Genomic DNA, 15,183 nt, shown 5'->3' on the forward strand with positions numbered 1-15,183 from the left:
TGATCGCGCCGCGCGGTACCCGTAAAGGAAAACCACCACCATGTCCTGGCTCGAAAAACTCCTGCCCGCCAAGATCCAGCCCACCGATCCCGCGGAACGCCGCCAGATCCCCGAAGGCCTGTGGATCAAGTGCCCCAGCTGCGAATCGGTGCTGTACAAGACCGACCTGGAACACAACCTGAGCGTCTGCCCCAAGTGCGGCCACCACCACCGCGTGTCGGCGCGCATGCGCCTGGACCAGTTCCTCGACGCCGAAGGCCGCTACGAGATCGGCCAGGAAGTGCTGCCGGTCGACGCGCTCAAGTTCAAGGACAGCCGCAAGTACCCCGAGCGCCTGAAAGAGGCGCTGGAGAACACCGGCGAGACCGATGCGCTGGTCGTCATGGGCGGCGCGGTCAAGAGCGTCAACCTCGTGGCCGCCTGCTTCGAGTTCGAATTCATGGGCGGATCGATGGGCTCGGTGGTCGGCGAGCGCTTCGTGCGCGGCGTCGAGACCGCCATCGAGCAGAAGGTGCCCTTCATCTGCTTCACCGCCACCGGCGGCGCGCGGATGCAAGAGGGCCTGCTGTCGCTGATGCAGATGGCCAAGACCAATGCCGCGCTCACGCGCCTGGCCAAGAAGGGCCTGCCCTACATCAGCGTGCTGACCGACCCGACCATGGGCGGCGTCTCGGCCGGCTTCGCCTTCGTGGGCGACGTGGTGATCGCCGAGCCCAAGGCGCTGATCGGCTTTGCCGGCCCGCGCGTGATCGAGAACACCGTGCGCGTCAAGCTGCCCGAGGGCTTCCAGCGCGCCGAGTTCCTGCAGGAGAAAGGCGCCGTGGACTTCATCTGCGACCGCCGCGAACTGCGCGACACCGTGGCCAACTGCCTGGCCATGCTGCAGCGCCTGCCGGCGGACGCGGTGGCCTGAGCCCAAGCCCGCACTGCCCCATGAAAAAACCGCCTCCGGGCGGTTTTTTCATTGTTGATAGCTGCTCGCGCTTTACCAGCAAGCGCTGCAGCCATTTTTGGCCTTTAACCTACCAGCACCTTCGCCTGCAGCGAGCCGAGCACGATCATCGCCACCTGCAGCAGCACCAGCACCACCAGCGGCGACAGGTCCACGCCGCCCACCAGCGGCAGCACGCGGCGCACCGGGCGCAGCAGCGGCTCGGCCAGGCGGCCAACCACCGCGGAGAGGGGTGAGCGCGTCTGCACCCACGACAGCACGGCATAGACGATCAGCAGGCCCGTGAGGCCCGACACCGCCACGCGCGCCAGGCCAAACAAGGCCAGCCACGGCACCACGGCCAGGCCGGCGCCCGCGCCGAGCAGCAGCCACAGCACCAGGTACTGCGCCAGCTGCAGCAGCAGCGCGGCCACGATGCAGGACAGATCCCAGCGCCCGGCCGAGGGCACGATCTTGCGCAGCGGCAGCACCAGCCAGTCGCTGAGCGCGAACACGAAGCGGCCCACGGGGTTGTCGAAGGGCACGCGCTGCAGTTGCATGTACAGGCGCAGCAGGCAGGCGCCGGCGAACAGGCCGGCGGCCACGTCGAGGAGCAGGGAAATGATCTGGAATAGCATGGAGAACTGTCAAAAACTCCGTGCGATGATAGCGGGCGCCATTGCCTGAAAACCGATCATGACCCAGCCGCTGACCCTGACATCGCTTCCGCTGTTCCCGCTGGGCACGGTGCTGTTTCCGGGCGGGCTGCTGCCGCTGCGCGTGTTCGAGGTGCGCTACCTGGACATGGTGCGCAAGTGCCAGCACGCCGGCGCGCCCTTCGGCGTGGTCGGGCTCACCGAGGGTCACGAGGTACGCCAGGCCGGCGCGCCCGAGGAGCGCTTCCACGACGTGGGCACGCTGGCCGTGATCGAGCAGCTCGACTCCCCCCAGCCCGGCCTGATCGCGCTGCGCTGCCGCGGCGTGGAGCGCTTTCGCATCCTCGATCGCCACCGCCTGCCGCACGGCCTGTGGGTGGCCGACGTGGAGCAGCTGCCCGCCGATGCCCAGGTAGCGGTGCCGCCCGACCTGGCGCCGGTGGCCGCCGCGCTGGCCCGCGTGCAGGCCTCGCTGCGCGAGCGCGAGGCCGAGGCCGGCCACGCGCTGCCGCCGCCCGCCGAGGCGCGCGACGACTGCGGCTGGGTGGCCAACCGCTGGTGCGAGCTGCTGCCCGCGCCGGTCGAGTTCAAGCAGCGCATGATGGCGCTGGACAACCCGCTGCTGCGCCTGGAGCTGGTCGGCGACGTGCTGGCGCGCTCGGGCATCGTGCCCTGACATCAAAAAACATAGCTTCTAGCGCTCACTCCAAGCCATTCTTCAATAGTTTTCTATTTGAAAACCAGGAATAGCAAGCGCCAACAGCTCCTTTTTTTGCATTGCCATCCCAGTGCGCTCCAGCTCGTAAAAAAACTAAAATCATGGGTTTTGGCCTTTGGCAGCACCTAGAGATGTGCCGGGCCTGTTTTCTACGCACACCAGCCCCGCAGGCTGCGCCATCCATGTCCGACAACCAGAACACCGCCGCAGCCCCGGCAGCCGCACCCCAAGACGAGAACCAGCTGATCGCCGAGCGCCGCGAAAAGCTCAAGGCCCTGCGCGAAGCCCAGGCCCAGGGCAAGGGCGTGGCCTTCCCGAACGACTTCAAGCCCGCGCACCGCGCCGCCGCGCTGCAGCAGGCCCACGCCGAGGCCTCGGCCGAGGCGCTGGAAGCCGAGCCCGTCGCCGTCAGCGTGGCCGGCCGCATGATGCTCAAGCGCGTGATGGGCAAAGCCAGCTTCGCCACCGTGCAGGACGCCACCGCCCGCATCCAGCTCTACGTGACGCGCGACGCCATCGGCGAGGAAGCCTACGCCGACTTCAAGAAGTGGGACCTGGGCGACATCATCGGCGCCGAAGGCACGCTGATGAAGACCAAGACCGGCGAGCTGTCGGTCAAGGTGACGCAGCTGCGCATGCTCACCAAGAGCCTGCGCCCCATGCCCGACAAGTTCCACGGCATGGCCGACCTCGAGCAGAAGGTGCGCCAGCGCTATGTGGACCTGATGACCGACGAGCAGGCGCGCCAGCGCTTCGTCGCGCGCAGCAAGGCCGTGTCGGGCATCCGCGAATTCATGGTGGACAACGGCTTCCTCGAGGTCGAGACGCCCATGCTGCACCCCATTCCCGGCGGCGCCAACGCCAAGCCCTTCGTCACCCACCACAACGCGCTGGACCAGGAGATGTACCTGCGCATCGCGCCCGAGCTGTACCTCAAGCGCCTGGTGGTCGGCGGCTTCGAGCGCGTGTTCGAGATCAACCGCAACTTCCGCAACGAAGGCATCTCGGTGCGCCACAACCCCGAGTTCACCATGATGGAGTTCTACGCGGCCTACTGGAACTACCGCGACCTGATGGACTACACCGAGGCCCTGATCCGCGACGCCGCGCAGAAGGCCGTGGGCACGCTGCAGCTCAGCTACGGCGGCAAGCCGGTGGACCTGGCCCAGGCCTTCGAGCGCCTGACCATCCGCGAAGCCATCGTCAAGCACACCGAGGCCGGCGACAACGTGGACAATCGCGACTGGCTGACCAACGCGCTGAAGAAGCTGGGCATGAGCGAGGACAAGGACCGCTTGTCCACCCGCACGCTGGCCAGCCTGCAGGTGCTGTACTTCGAGGAAGTGGTCGAGGAAAAGCTCTGGAACCCCACCTTCATCATGGAGCACCCGACCGAGATCTCGCCGCTGGCCCGCGCCAACGACGAGCGCCCCGAGGTCACCGAGCGCTTCGAGCTGTACATCACCGGCCGCGAGTTCGGCAACGGCTTCTCGGAGCTGAACGACGCCGAGGACCAGGCCGCGCGCTTCAACGCCCAGGTGGCCGCCAAGGACAGTGGCGACGACGAGGCCATGTTCTTCGACCACGACTTCGTGCGCGCGCTGGAATACGGCATGCCTCCCACCGGCGGCTGCGGCATCGGCATCGACCGCCTGATGATGCTGCTGACCGACAGCGCCAGCATCCGCGACGTGATCCTGTTCCCCGCGCTGCGCCGCGAGCAGTGATCCCCTCCCCGGGTTGACATGCCTGAGCCCGCCAGCCCGCTCGGCCCTGCGCAGATCGCGCTGATCGCCCGGGGCGTCTCCACCATCGTCGCCTCGCGCGATGCCAGCCACCGGCCCAGCCTGATGCGCGCCGTGGGCTCGGCCATCAACCCCGCGGGCGACGAGATCACCGCCTACCTGGGCCGCACGGCGGCCGCGCAGGTGCTGGACGACCTGGCCGCCACCGGCCGCGTCGCCGTGGTGTTCAGCCAGCCCAGCACCAACCTGGCGCTGCAGGTCAAGGCCGGCCGCGTGCGGCTGCGCCCGGCCGAAGCCGGCGACACGCCGGTGCTACAGCGCTACCTGCAGAGCATGGAGCGCGAGCTGGGCCAGCTCGGCTTCGGCCCGCAGCAAGTTCGCACCTTTCTGGCCTACCGGCTCGACGACCTGGTGGCCGTGCAGTTCGCGCCCGAGCAGGCCTTCGACCAGACCCCGGGCCGCGCCGCCGGCAGCGCCCTGTGCGGCACCCAGCCATGAGCCCGCTCACGCTCGACGACATCCGCCCCTGCCTGGAGGGCACCATCCCCGCGCAGATCGCCACCTGCGCGGCCGACGGCACGCCCAACGTGGCCTACCTGTCGCAGGTCTACTACGTCGATCCGGGGCACGTGGCGCTGTCGTTCCAGTTCTTCAACAAGACGCGGCAGAACATCCTGGCCAACCCCGAGGCCCAGCTGCTGCTGCTCGACCCGCAGACCTTCGCCTTCCGCCGGCTGCACATCCGCTACCTGCACACACAGACTGAAGGGCCGGTATTCGAGAGCATGCGCGCGCAGCTCGCCGGCATCGCCTCGCACACCGGCATGGCCGAGGTGTTCGAACTCAAGGGCGCCGACATCTACGCCGTGCAGGCCATCGAGCCGGTGGCCGGCGACACATTGCCGCCGCCTGCACCGCGGCGCGGCCTGCTGGGCGCGGCCCGGCGCGGCGGCGAGCAGCTGGCGCAGTGCCGCTCGCTCGACGAAGCCCTGGCCGCGGTGGTGCGCACGCTCGCGCAAGACCTGGCCATCGAGCATGCGCTGGTGCTGCTGCTCGACGCCGCCCAGCAGCGCCTGTACACCGTCGCCAGCCACGGCTATGCGCGCTCGGGCGTGGGCTCGGAGATCGCGCTGGGCCAGGGCGTGATCGGCATGGCCGCGCAGGCGCGCACGCCGGTGCGCATCAGCCACTTCACCACGGCCAGCCTCTACAGCCACACCGTGCGCCAGGCGCTGGCCGACAGCGGCGGCCTGCCCGCGGGCACCGACATCCCCTACCCCGGCCTGCCCCAGCCGCAGAGCCAGATGGCCGTGCCGCTGCTGGCCGCAGGCCGGCTGCTGGGCGTGGTCTTCGTCGAAAGCGCGCAGGAGTCGCGCTTCGGCTTCGAGGATGAGGACGTGCTGGTCTCGCTGGCCACACACCTGGCCACCACCATCGCGCTGCTGCAGCTCGGCGCCGACGCCGCCGGCGGCCCGGCCAGCGCCGCGCACGGCGGCAGGCCGCCCGCCGTGCAGGGCCTGCTGCGCGCGCACCGCTACCGCAGCAACCACAGCGTCTTCCTGAACGGCAGCTACCTCATCAAGGGCGTGGCCGGCGCGATCTTCTGGAAGCTGCTGCACGAATACCTGCAGCGCGGCCGCACCGACTTCACCAACCGCGAGCTGCGGCTCGATGCCGCCATCGGCCTGCCCGACGTGGTGGACAACCTCGAGGCGCGCCTGATCCTGCTGGAGCGCCGCCTGGCCGAACAGCCGCTGCCGGTGCGCATCGAGAAGACCGGCCGCGGCCAGTTCCGGCTGTGCGTGGGCATGCGCGTGGAGTGCAGCGAAGCAGACTAGGGCCGGCCATGTCCTACATAGGCATCCTTCCATCGCTGGCACATCCCCGATAGCGCGGCACGCATACTGGCTTCACGGCGACTCCAACAGCCCGGAGTCGAAAGCCCACCCATCGAGGAAACAGCCATGCTTCACTATGCAGTCGTTTTTCTGGTCATTGCCCTGATTGCCGCAGTGTTCGGGTTTGGCGGCATCGCGGCAGGCGCCGTCGGCATTGCCAAAATCCTGTTCTTTGTGTTTATAGTGCTGGCCGTGATATCGTTCCTTTTCGGACTTGTGAAGAAGTAGCAGGCCCGATGCCAGTTGGCACGCCATGTAGTGATACGGAGAAAGAGGTCATAGTTATGAGCGTAGAGAACACCGCCAAGGATGCTGTTGAAAAAGTGCACGACACAGCCCAGGATGTGCTGGATCATGCCGAAGACGCCGTGGATTCCGCGCGCGGCGCCGCCCGCTCTGCCTACAAGAAGGCCGAACACAAGCTGGACCAGTTGAGCGACCGGGCCGCCATCGACGATTTCGCTGCCCGCGCACAGGACCTGGCGAACCGCGGCATCAATTACGCGGCCGACACCTCGCACCGTGCCCGCAAGCACTTCCACCGTGCGCAAGAGGTCACCACCACCTACGTCAACGAGCAGCCTGGCAAGTCGCTTGCCATGGCCATGGCCGCCGGCGCGGCGCTGGCTACGCTGGTCATCATGGCCACCCGCAGCCGCGATTGAACATTTTTCACCGTTGTCGGTTATGCGTGGATGCAGCCGCTGATCGATACTCACCGTTCCCTTGCATCACTTTTTCGGAGGACATAACACCATGAAGAAAATCACCCGTACCCTCGCCATCGCAGCCATGGCCGGCGCCACCCTGGTGATCGCCACCGGCTGCTCCGTGGCCCGCAAGCAAGAGACCGTCGGCGAATACATCGACGGCTCGGCCGTGACCACCGCCGTGAAGGCTAAGCTGGCCAACGACGCCGAGACCTCCGCCGCCAACATCAACGTCAAGACCATCGACGGCGGCATCGTGCAGCTGTCCGGCTTTGCGAAGACCCAGCGCGAGAAGGACCGCGCCGGCGAGCTGGCACGCTCCGTCAAGGGCGTGACCGAAGTGCGCAACAGCCTGATCGTCAAGCAGTAAGCGACTGGCGCGTCCCGCAAATAGGCCCTGCGGGGCCTGTTTTTTTGCGCGCTCCCGCCTTATTCTTGCACCATGCAAGTCTTCCACTGCGACCAATGCGGCCACATTGCCTTCTTCGACAATGTGCAGTGCGTGCATTGCGGCGCCACGCTGGCCTATGTGCCGGAGGCCAGAGCCATCCAGGCCCTGGCGCCCGTGGCAGGCGACACCACGCTGTGGCAGCCCGTGGCCGGTGGCTTGCGCTACCGCATGTGTGCCAACCGGCTGCGCTACCAGGCCTGCAACTTCGCGGTGCGCGAGGACGATCCGCACGAGCTGTGCGTCTCGTGCCGGCAGACGCGCATCCTGCCCGACCTGTCGGTGCCCGGCAACATGCTGCGCTGGCAGAAGATCGAGGCCGCCAAGCGCCAGCTCTATTACACGCTGGCGCGACTCGGGCTACAGCCCGAGCGGCCCGGCTGGTGGCCGAGCTATGAATTCCTGGCCGACCTGCCCGGCCAGGCGCCGGTGCTGACCGGCCATGCCAACGGCACCATCACGCTCAACATCGCCGAGGCCGACGACGACGAGCGCGTGCGCCGCCGCGTGGCGCTGCACGAGCCCTACCGCACGCTGCTCGGCCACCTGCGACACGAGGCCGGCCATTTCTACTGGGACCGGCTGGTGCGCGACGGCGGCGAGCTGGAGTCCTTCCGCGCGCTGTTCGGCGACGAGCGGCAGGACTACCAGCAGGCGCTGCGCCAGCATTACCAGTCGCCGCCGGACTTTGCGCACTGGAGCGCGTCGTATGTCAGCTCCTACGCCTGCGCGCATCCCTGGGAGGATTGGGCCGAAACCTCGGCGCACTACCTGCACATGATGGACCTGCTGGAGACCGCCGCGAGCTACCAGGTGCAGCTGGCGATTGCCGGGCCGGCGGGGCCGAACCCGATCCAGGTGCTGAACCCGTTCGCGCCGGACGCGCCCGATTTCGAGGCGCTGACGCAGCAATGGGTGCCGCTGACGCTGATGCTCAACAGCCTCAACCGCAGCCTGGGCCAGCTCGACGCCTATCCGTTCGCGCTATCGCCCGGCGCCATGGACAAGCTGCGCTATGTGCACGAGCTGGTGCTGCGCCACCGCTCCTAGGCCAGCTTGGCCGCCAGCCGCGCTTGCACGCTGGCCGAGACGAACTGCCCCACATCGCCGCCCAGCGACGCGATCTCGCGCACCAGCGTGCTGCTGATGAACTGCAGCTGCGCACTGGGCGTGAGGAACACCGTCTCCACCTCGGGCTTGAGGTGGCGGTTCATGCCGGCGAGCTGGAACTCGTAGTCAAAGTCGGTACCCGAGCGCAGCCCGCGCACCATGACCTGGGCGCCCTGCGCCGCCACGCACTCGATCACCAGCCCCTCGAAGCTGACCACCGAGACATTGGGCACATCGGACAGCGCCTCGCGCACGGTGGCCAGGCGCTCGTCCAGCGTGAACATGGTCTTCTTGTGGTGGCCCGCCGCCACGGCCACAACGACCTGGCCGAACATGCGGCTGGCCCGGCGCACCATGTCCTCGTGCCCCAGCGTGATCGGGTCGAAGGTGCCGGGGTAGACGGCGATTACGGGAGGGGTCACGGGAGTCTCCTGCGGTGGCTGTGAAATCGGCGAAATGGGCCGCAGCATAGCCGATTTCTACGCGGGCTCCGGTCGCAGCTTGGTCAGCAGGTGGGCATGCACGGCGCCGGCCTTCAGGTGGCGGTGCAGCGCCCAGCCCAGCGGAGCCAGGGCTTCGGCCGTCCAGGCCTGCGGCGCCTCCAGGTAGAGGTAGCCATCGTCGGCCAGCGCGGCGTGGCTGGCCTGCAGGGCCGGCTCGAACCAGGCGCCGGAGAACGGCGGATCGAGGAAGATCGCATGCCAGTGGCCCGGCGCGCTGGCCTTGAGCGCCGCCACGCCGTCGCCGCGCACGACGTTCACCATGCCGGCGCCGAGCTTGGCGCCCTGCTCGCGCAGCTGCTGCGCGAGGCCGGCGTCGGACTCGACCATGCGCACCTCGGCGGCGCCGCGCGATGCAGCCTCCCAGCCCAGCGCGCCGCTGCCGGCAAAGGCATCGAGGCAGCGCCAGCCGGCGAGGTCCTGCCCCAGCCAGTTGAACAGGGTTTCGCGCACACGGTCGGGCGTGGGCCGCAGGTCGGGCCGCTGCAGCACCTGCAGCCGGGTGCGGCGCCACTGGCCGCCGATGATGCGGATCTCTCCGCTGGCACTGGCCGCGGCACGTTTGGCGGAAGTCGGTGCGCGGGCCATCAGGGCTTGGCCCCCAGCACCACGGTGACCATCTTCTCGGGCTGCACCATGCGCGCCATGGCGCGGCGCACATCCTGCACCGTCAGCGCCTCGACGCGCTCGGTCCAGTGGTCCAGGTAGTCCAGCGGCAGGCCGTTCCAGGCGATGTTGGTCACGTTGCCGAGCAGCTTGGAGTTGCTGTCGATACGCAGCGCAAAGCCCCCGATGAGGTTGTCCTTGGCGTCGCGCAGCTCCTTGGCGGTGGGGCCGTCGGCGATGAATTTCTGCAGCACCTCGCGCGTCACCTTCAGCGCCTCGGCGGCCTGGTCGGGCCGGGTCTGCAGGCCGACGGCGAAGGCGCCGGCGTCCAGGCCGGGGCTGAAGCTGGAATACACGCCGTAGGTGAGGCCGCGCTTCTCGCGCACCTCTTCCATCAGCCGCGACGCGAAGCCGCCACCGCCCAGGATGTGGTTGCCCACCAGCACGGCGAGAAAGTCCGGGTCGGCGCGGCGGATGCCCGGCTGGGCCAGCAGCACCTGGGCCTGCGCGGCGGCGAAGGGAATGTCCTGCTGCTCGGCCTTGGCCAGCGGCTGCACCGCGGGCACCTCGGGCAGCGCCGCGCACTGCGCCTTCGGCGTGGCCGGGATCTTGGCCAGCAGGCGCTTGACCAGCGCATCGGCCTGGCCCCGGTCGAGCGCGCCCACCAGCGTGACCTTGGCGCGGCAGGCATCGACGTAGCGCTGCAAATAGCCCTGCATGGCGGCCGGCTCGATGCGCGCCAGCGTGGCCTCGGTAGGCCGCAGGCCGTAGGGGTGCGTGCCGAAGACGGCGGCGTTCAGCGCGCGGCCGGCCACCACGGCCGGACGCGTGTCGCCTTCCTTGATGGCGGCGTTCCAGCGCTCGCGCTCGCGCTGCCAGATGGCGGCGTCGAAGCTGGGCTGGCCGATCTGGCGCGCGGCCAGGTCGGCGGCGCGGTCGAGCAGGCTGCCGTCGGTGAGCGAGCGCAGCGAGAAGGTCAGCGCATCGTTGCTGGCGCCGGCGTCGAAGCTCGCGCCCAGGTCGGCCCAGGCCTCGCCGATGGCGTTCTCGTCCATGGCCGGCTGGCTGCCGTCGGCCTTGACGCCCTTGGAGAGCATGCGCGCCGCGGCGCTGGCCAGGCCCGCCTGCTCGGCCGGGTCGCGGCGGCTGCCGGCGTCGAAGTTGACCTGCACGTCCACCATCGGGATGGTGGGGCTGTTGACCAGCCAGACCTGCGCGCCGCTGTCCTGCGTCCAGTGGGTGATGGGCAGCAGCGCCCAGGCGCTGTGGGCGGACAGGAGCGCGCCGGCCCCGACCAGGGTGGCCTGTGCAAGCCTGCGGGAGATGGGGGTTTGGATCATTTTTAGGTCAAATAAGGCTGTAGCGCTTATCAATAGAGCGCTAGCAGCTATGAATTTTGAATATCAGTGCACCGCACCGTTCTTGCCGGCCTCGCCGGCGCGCCGCTGCGCGGCCCGGTCGGCATCCGACAGCGGCTGCGGTACCAGCGTGGCCACAGTAAGCTGGTCGTCGCCGAAATACTTGGCCGCCGCGGCCTGCACCTGCGCGGGCGTGACGGTCTTGAGCAGCGCCAGCAACTTGTCGTTGGCATCGAGCGGCAGGCCCAGCACCCAGTTCGAGCCCAGGTCGTTGGCCTGGCCGAAGACCGAGTCGCGCTCGTAGACGGTGGACGCCGTCCACTGCGTCTTGACCCGCGCCAGCTCGGCGTCGCTCACGCCCTCCTGGGCCACGCGCGCCACCTCGGCGCGCAGCGCGTCTTCCACTTCCTTGGCGCTGTGGCCGTTGGCCGGGATGCCGCCCAACACAAAGGTCGCCGGCCCGCGGTTGACCACGTTGGCGCCGCTGAAGGTGGCGTCGGCCACGCGCTTGTCGCCCTGGGTCAGGCGGCGGTCGAGCCGCGCGCCGTCATAGCCGCTGAGCACGCCCGACAGCATCAGCAGCGCCAGCGCGTCCTGGTCGGCGGGCTTGGGGGCGTCAAGCGATTCCAGGTCGGGCACCTTGAAGGCCATCAGCACATAGGCCTGCTCGGCCGGCGCCTTGTAGTCCACGCGGCGCATGCCCTTTTGCTCCGGCTCGGGCCGGGGCTTGCGCACCGGCACGGCGCGCGCGGGGATGGAGCCGTAGTACTTCTCGGCCAGCGCGCGCACGCGGTTCACGTCCACGTCGCCGGCCACCACGACCACGGCGTTGGCGGGCACGTACCACTGCTGGTGGAAGCTGCGCGCATCATCGGGCGTCATCGAATCCAGGTCGCCCATCCAGCCCACGACCGGGCGGTGGTAGGGCGAGGCGACGAAGGTGGCCGCGTTGAGCTGCTCCATCAGGCTGGCGCGCGGGTTGTCCTCGGTGCGCATGCGGCGCTCTTCCTTGATGACCTCGATCTCCTTCTTGAACTCGCTGTCGGGCCACTTATTGTGGGCAAATCGGTCGGACTCGAGGCGCATCACCTGCTCCAGCCGGTTCGCCGGGATCTGCTGGTAGTAGCCGGTGTAGTCGCGGTTGGTGAAGGCATTGTCCTGCCCGCCCAGCGCCGCCACCTTGCGCGAGAAATCGCCCGGCGGCACCGTGGGCGTGCCCTTGAACATCATGTGCTCCAGCACATGGGCCAGGCCCGAGCGGCCGTCCACCTCGTCGATGGAGCCCACGCGCACCCACACCATGTGCACGGCCGTGGGCGCGCGCCGGTCGGGCTGCACGATCAGGCCCATGCCGTTCTTCAGCGTGAACTGCTGCGCGCCAGCGGCGTTGGTGGCGATGGGCTTGGAGGCATTTTGGGGTGCCGCGGAAGGAGTCGCGGGCGGTGCCGCCGAAGCGGTGGCGCAGGCGATCCAGGCCGTAGCGGCCAGCAGGGACAGGGAACGTTTCATAGAATAGGAGCCATACCGTTGGCAGCCTGCTTAGAGATGGGCTGCAGACCGGTGTGATTCTACGTAGCCGCCAATGTTCAGTTTCTTCAAGAAAAAATCCCCCACCGCCGAAGCCGAAGCCGCCCTGCCAGCGCCCGCACCTGCGGCGCCCGCCGTGCCTGTCGAGCCCGCCGCCCCCACGCCGGAGGCGCCCGCCGGCAAGAGCTGGCTGCGCAACCCCTTCGGCAAGAGTGAGGCCGCGCCAGCACCTGCGCCCGCCGCCCTGCCCGCGCCGCCGGCCGTGCCGGAGCCCACGCCGAAGCCGGTCGCCGTCGATACGGCCGAAGCCGGCGAACGCCAGGGCTGGGTGGCCCGGCTCAAGACCGGGCTGCGCAAGACCGGCACCAGCATCACCACCGTCTTCACCGGCACGCGCATCGACGAGCAGCTCTACGAAGAGCTGGAAGAGGCGCTGCTGATGGCCGACACCGGCGTCAAGGCCACGGAGCACCTGCTCACCGACCTGCGCCGCCGCGTCAAGGAGGCCAAGGCCACCGAGCCCGCCGCCGTCAAGTCGCTGCTGGCCGACGCGCTGGCCGAGCTGCTGGCGCCGCTGGAAAAGCCGCTGGTCATCGGCGAGCACCAGCCCACCGTCATCATGGTGGCCGGCGTCAACGGCGCAGGCAAGACCACCTCGATCGGCAAGCTGACCAAGCACCTGGCCGACAGCAACCAGGCCGTGCTGCTGGCCGCGGCCGACACCTTCCGCGCCGCGGCGCGCGAGCAGCTCGGCGTCTGGGCCAACCGCAACATGGTCGAGATCGTCAGCCAGGACGGGGGCGACCCGGCCGCCGTGAGCTTCGATGCCGTCACCGCCGGCAAGGCGCGCGGCAAGGACGTGGTGCTGGTCGACACCGCCGGCCGCCTGCCCACGCAACTGCACCTGATGGAAGAGCTGAAGAAGATCCGCCGCGTCATCACCAAGGCCGATGGTTCGGCGCCGCACGAGGTGCTGCTGGTGATCGACGGCAACACCGGCCAGAACGCGCTGAACCAGGTGCGCGCCTTCGACGACGCGCTGCAGCTCACCGGCCTGGTCGTGACCAAGCTCGACGGCACGGCCAAGGGCGGCGTGCTCGCCGCCATCGCGCAGGAGCGGCCCATCCCCGTCTACTTCATCGGTGTCGGCGAAAGGCTGGAAGACCTGGAAACCTTCAGCGCGCGCGAGTTCGCGCAGGCGCTGCTGAGCTGATCCTTTCAAAAAAGAGAGCTGCTGGCGCTTGTCCATTCTTGGTTTCAGATATAAAAATATCTGAAATCCTTGATGGACAACCGCCAGCAGCTCTCTTTTTTCATCAAACCTGCAGCCGTGGCGCCACCTGCTGCGCCACCCACAGTGCATAGGCCGGCGCGGCGCCGCACAGGCCGTGCGTCCACTGCGGCAGCTCGTAGGGGTGCAGCGGCGCCAGCTGCGCCTGCAGGGCATCGAGCTGGCGCGGCGTGGTCTTCCAGGTGATGCGCCACTCGGCGCTCTCCTGCAGCGCGCCCTCCCACCAGTAGTGCGACACGATGGCCTCGACCTGCGCGCAGGCCGCCAGGCGCGCCTCGACGCCCGCGCGCGCCAGCTCGCGGGCCTGGGCCTCGGCGTCGACCGTCGTGGTCAGCCAGGCGATCTCGGCCAGGGGGTGCAGGGACGGGCGGCGGCTGGCGGTGTTCATGGCCGCATCCTATCGGAGCGAGAGAAATTTTTTATGCAACTTTCTGCTAAGGATTGCATCCAACCAGGCATATCAGATATATGGCGGTGCCGGAGAATCGCCCGAATCGCGTTGGTAAAGTAGTCTGAAGCACTATCAAAAACAATAGCTATCTGCGCATTCCAGTGCTTGATAAGCATTGCATTTCCACCTACAAGCAAAGCCGCATTTTCCCGCCTTTTGGAAGGGAACTCCCAGAACTTTTGGGGAATCGAAGCGGTGTTACCATGCATCGCATGGAAGAAAGGACTTCTAGCATGACTAGCCATTCTGGAGCCGTCGCCGTCAACAACAACGCAGTGGCTCCTGCAAATCCGTGGTCCCTGGTGCCGCCGCTGGGCAATCTCGATGCCTACATCTCGGCGGTGAACCGGATCCCTCTGCTGACCGCAGAGGAGGAGTTGCGTTATGCGCGCCAGCTCAAGGAAACGTCCGACGTGGACGCCGCCGGCCGGCTGGTGCTGTCGCACCTGCGCCTGGTGGTCTCCATCGCCCGCCAGTACCTGGGCTACGGCCTGCCGCACGGCGACCTGATCCAGGAAGGCAACGTGGGCCTGATGAAGGCCGTCAAGCGCTTCGACCCCGACCAGGGCGTGCGCCTGGTGAGCTACGCCATGCACTGGATCAAGGCCGAGATCCACGAATACATCCTGAAGAACTGGCGCATGGTCAAGGTGGCCACCACCAAGAGCCAGCGCAAGCTGTTCTTCAACCTGCGCTCGCTCAAGCAGGGCTTCAAGGCCGATGCCGGCATGGACGACGCCAGCGTGCACCGCGAGACGCTGACCGACCGCGAGATCGACGCGATGGCCGCGCAGCTCAACGTCAAGCGCGAGGACGTGATCGAGATGGAGACGCGCCTGTCCGGCGGCGACGTGCTGCTCGACCCGAGCCCGTCCGACGACGGCGAGCAGGCCTACGGCCCCATCGCCTACCTGGCCGATGCCTCGCACGAGCCCACCGCGATGATCGAGGCGCGCCAGCGCGATGTGCTGGCCACCGATGGCATCCGCGATGCGCTGGCCACGCTGGACGAGCGCAGCCGCCACATCGTGGAGGAGCGCTGGCTCAAGGTCAACGACGACGGCTCGGGCGGCATGACGCTGCACGACCTGGCCGCGATCTACGGCGTGAGCGCCGAGCGCATCCGCCAGATCGAGTCCGCCGCGATGAAGAAGATGCGCAAGGCCCTGGCTGAATACGCCTGAACCTGACCGCCCGCAAGGCGCGGGCCGCCCATCTTTGGCGATAATCCGAG

17 protein-coding genes are annotated in these 15,183 nt (G+C 68.2%); 11 read left to right on the top strand and 6 right to left on the bottom strand.

Annotated elements, in window-relative coordinates; genetic code table 11:
• Positions 1-40: 40 nt before the first annotated feature.
• Positions 41-913, top strand: a complete 873-nt coding sequence (gene accD, locus ACYVKR_RS00455) for an acetyl-CoA carboxylase carboxyltransferase subunit beta (RefSeq protein ID WP_460478738.1) — start codon at positions 41-43, stop codon at positions 911-913.
• 104 nt (positions 914-1,017) lie between these two features.
• Here the strand turns inward: accD and ACYVKR_RS00460 are convergent, their stop codons facing one another.
• The gene (locus ACYVKR_RS00460; RefSeq protein WP_460478739.1) at positions 1,018-1,569 is read right to left on the bottom strand and encodes a YggT family protein; all 552 of its coding nucleotides are present in this window, start codon (positions 1,567-1,569) and stop codon (positions 1,018-1,020) included.
• Between the two features lie 58 nt (positions 1,570-1,627).
• Between ACYVKR_RS00460 and ACYVKR_RS00465 the strand changes: the two genes are divergently transcribed.
• The 8 genes from ACYVKR_RS00465 (at position 1,628) to ACYVKR_RS00500 (ending at position 8,156) form a co-directional block, all read left to right on the top strand.
• On the top strand, positions 1,628-2,263 hold the full coding sequence (locus ACYVKR_RS00465; RefSeq protein ID WP_460478740.1) for an LON peptidase substrate-binding domain-containing protein: 636 nt from the start codon (positions 1,628-1,630) through the stop codon (positions 2,261-2,263).
• 224 nt (positions 2,264-2,487) lie between these two features.
• Positions 2,488-4,032: a lysine--tRNA ligase gene (lysS, locus tag ACYVKR_RS00470; RefSeq protein ID WP_460478741.1), complete on the top strand. Its 1,545-nt coding sequence runs from the start codon at positions 2,488-2,490 to the stop codon at positions 4,030-4,032.
• Between the two features lie 18 nt (positions 4,033-4,050).
• Positions 4,051-4,548: a hypothetical protein gene (locus ACYVKR_RS00475; RefSeq protein WP_460478742.1), complete on the top strand. Its 498-nt coding sequence runs from the start codon at positions 4,051-4,053 to the stop codon at positions 4,546-4,548.
• Positions 4,545-5,888, top strand: a complete 1,344-nt coding sequence (locus tag ACYVKR_RS00480; protein WP_460478743.1) for a GAF domain-containing protein — start codon at positions 4,545-4,547, stop codon at positions 5,886-5,888. The genes ACYVKR_RS00475 and ACYVKR_RS00480 overlap by 4 nt, the downstream gene beginning before the upstream one ends.
• A gap of 126 nt (positions 5,889-6,014) precedes the next feature.
• Positions 6,015-6,176, top strand: a complete 162-nt coding sequence (locus ACYVKR_RS00485; protein WP_460478744.1) for a DUF1328 domain-containing protein — start codon at positions 6,015-6,017, stop codon at positions 6,174-6,176.
• Positions 6,177-6,232: 56 nt separating this feature from the next.
• Positions 6,233-6,613, top strand: coding sequence for a hypothetical protein (locus ACYVKR_RS00490; RefSeq protein WP_460478745.1), 381 nt, complete (start codon positions 6,233-6,235; stop codon positions 6,611-6,613).
• A 91-nt stretch (positions 6,614-6,704) separates the two neighbouring features.
• Positions 6,705-7,028 carry a BON domain-containing protein gene (locus tag ACYVKR_RS00495; RefSeq protein WP_460478746.1) on the top strand — a complete coding sequence of 108 codons (324 nt, stop codon included), beginning with the start codon at positions 6,705-6,707 and terminating at the stop codon, positions 7,026-7,028.
• A gap of 72 nt (positions 7,029-7,100) precedes the next feature.
• A complete protein-coding gene (locus ACYVKR_RS00500; protein ID WP_460478747.1) occupies positions 7,101-8,156 on the top strand; it encodes a zinc-binding metallopeptidase family protein in 1,056 nt (351 codons plus the stop codon).
• On the opposite strand, the gene coaD is transcribed toward ACYVKR_RS00500, so the two are convergent.
• The 4 genes from coaD to ACYVKR_RS00520 form a co-directional block, all read right to left on the bottom strand.
• A complete protein-coding gene (gene coaD / locus ACYVKR_RS00505) occupies positions 8,153-8,686 on the bottom strand; it encodes a pantetheine-phosphate adenylyltransferase (protein ID WP_460478748.1) in 534 nt (177 codons plus the stop codon). The two genes, ACYVKR_RS00500 and coaD, sit on opposite strands and share 4 nt — an antisense overlap.
• A gap of 9 nt (positions 8,687-8,695) precedes the next feature.
• Entirely contained in the window at positions 8,696-9,304 is a 609-nt protein-coding gene (rsmD, locus tag ACYVKR_RS00510; protein WP_460478749.1) for an RsmD family RNA methyltransferase, read from the bottom strand.
• Entirely contained in the window at positions 9,304-10,662 is a 1,359-nt protein-coding gene (locus ACYVKR_RS00515; RefSeq protein ID WP_460478750.1) for a M16 family metallopeptidase, read from the bottom strand. The genes rsmD and ACYVKR_RS00515 overlap by 1 nt, the downstream gene beginning before the upstream one ends.
• A gap of 63 nt (positions 10,663-10,725) precedes the next feature.
• Positions 10,726-12,189, bottom strand: a complete 1,464-nt coding sequence (locus ACYVKR_RS00520) for a M16 family metallopeptidase (RefSeq protein ID WP_460478751.1) — start codon at positions 12,187-12,189, stop codon at positions 10,726-10,728.
• A gap of 73 nt (positions 12,190-12,262) precedes the next feature.
• Between ACYVKR_RS00520 and ftsY the strand changes: the two genes are divergently transcribed.
• Positions 12,263-13,420, top strand: coding sequence for a signal recognition particle-docking protein FtsY (gene ftsY, locus ACYVKR_RS00525; protein WP_460478752.1), 1,158 nt, complete (start codon positions 12,263-12,265; stop codon positions 13,418-13,420).
• Between the two features lie 103 nt (positions 13,421-13,523).
• Here ftsY and cutA read toward each other — a convergent pair whose 3' ends face one another.
• The gene (gene cutA, locus ACYVKR_RS00530; RefSeq protein WP_460478753.1) at positions 13,524-13,886 is read right to left on the bottom strand and encodes a divalent-cation tolerance protein CutA; all 363 of its coding nucleotides are present in this window, start codon (positions 13,884-13,886) and stop codon (positions 13,524-13,526) included.
• A gap of 296 nt (positions 13,887-14,182) precedes the next feature.
• Here cutA and rpoH point away from each other — a divergent pair, with 296 nt between their 5' ends.
• The gene (gene rpoH, locus ACYVKR_RS00535; RefSeq protein WP_460478754.1) at positions 14,183-15,133 is read left to right on the top strand and encodes an RNA polymerase sigma factor RpoH; all 951 of its coding nucleotides are present in this window, start codon (positions 14,183-14,185) and stop codon (positions 15,131-15,133) included.
• Positions 15,134-15,183: the final 50 nt, after the last annotated feature.

The organism is Comamonas humi (assembly GCF_054782535.1).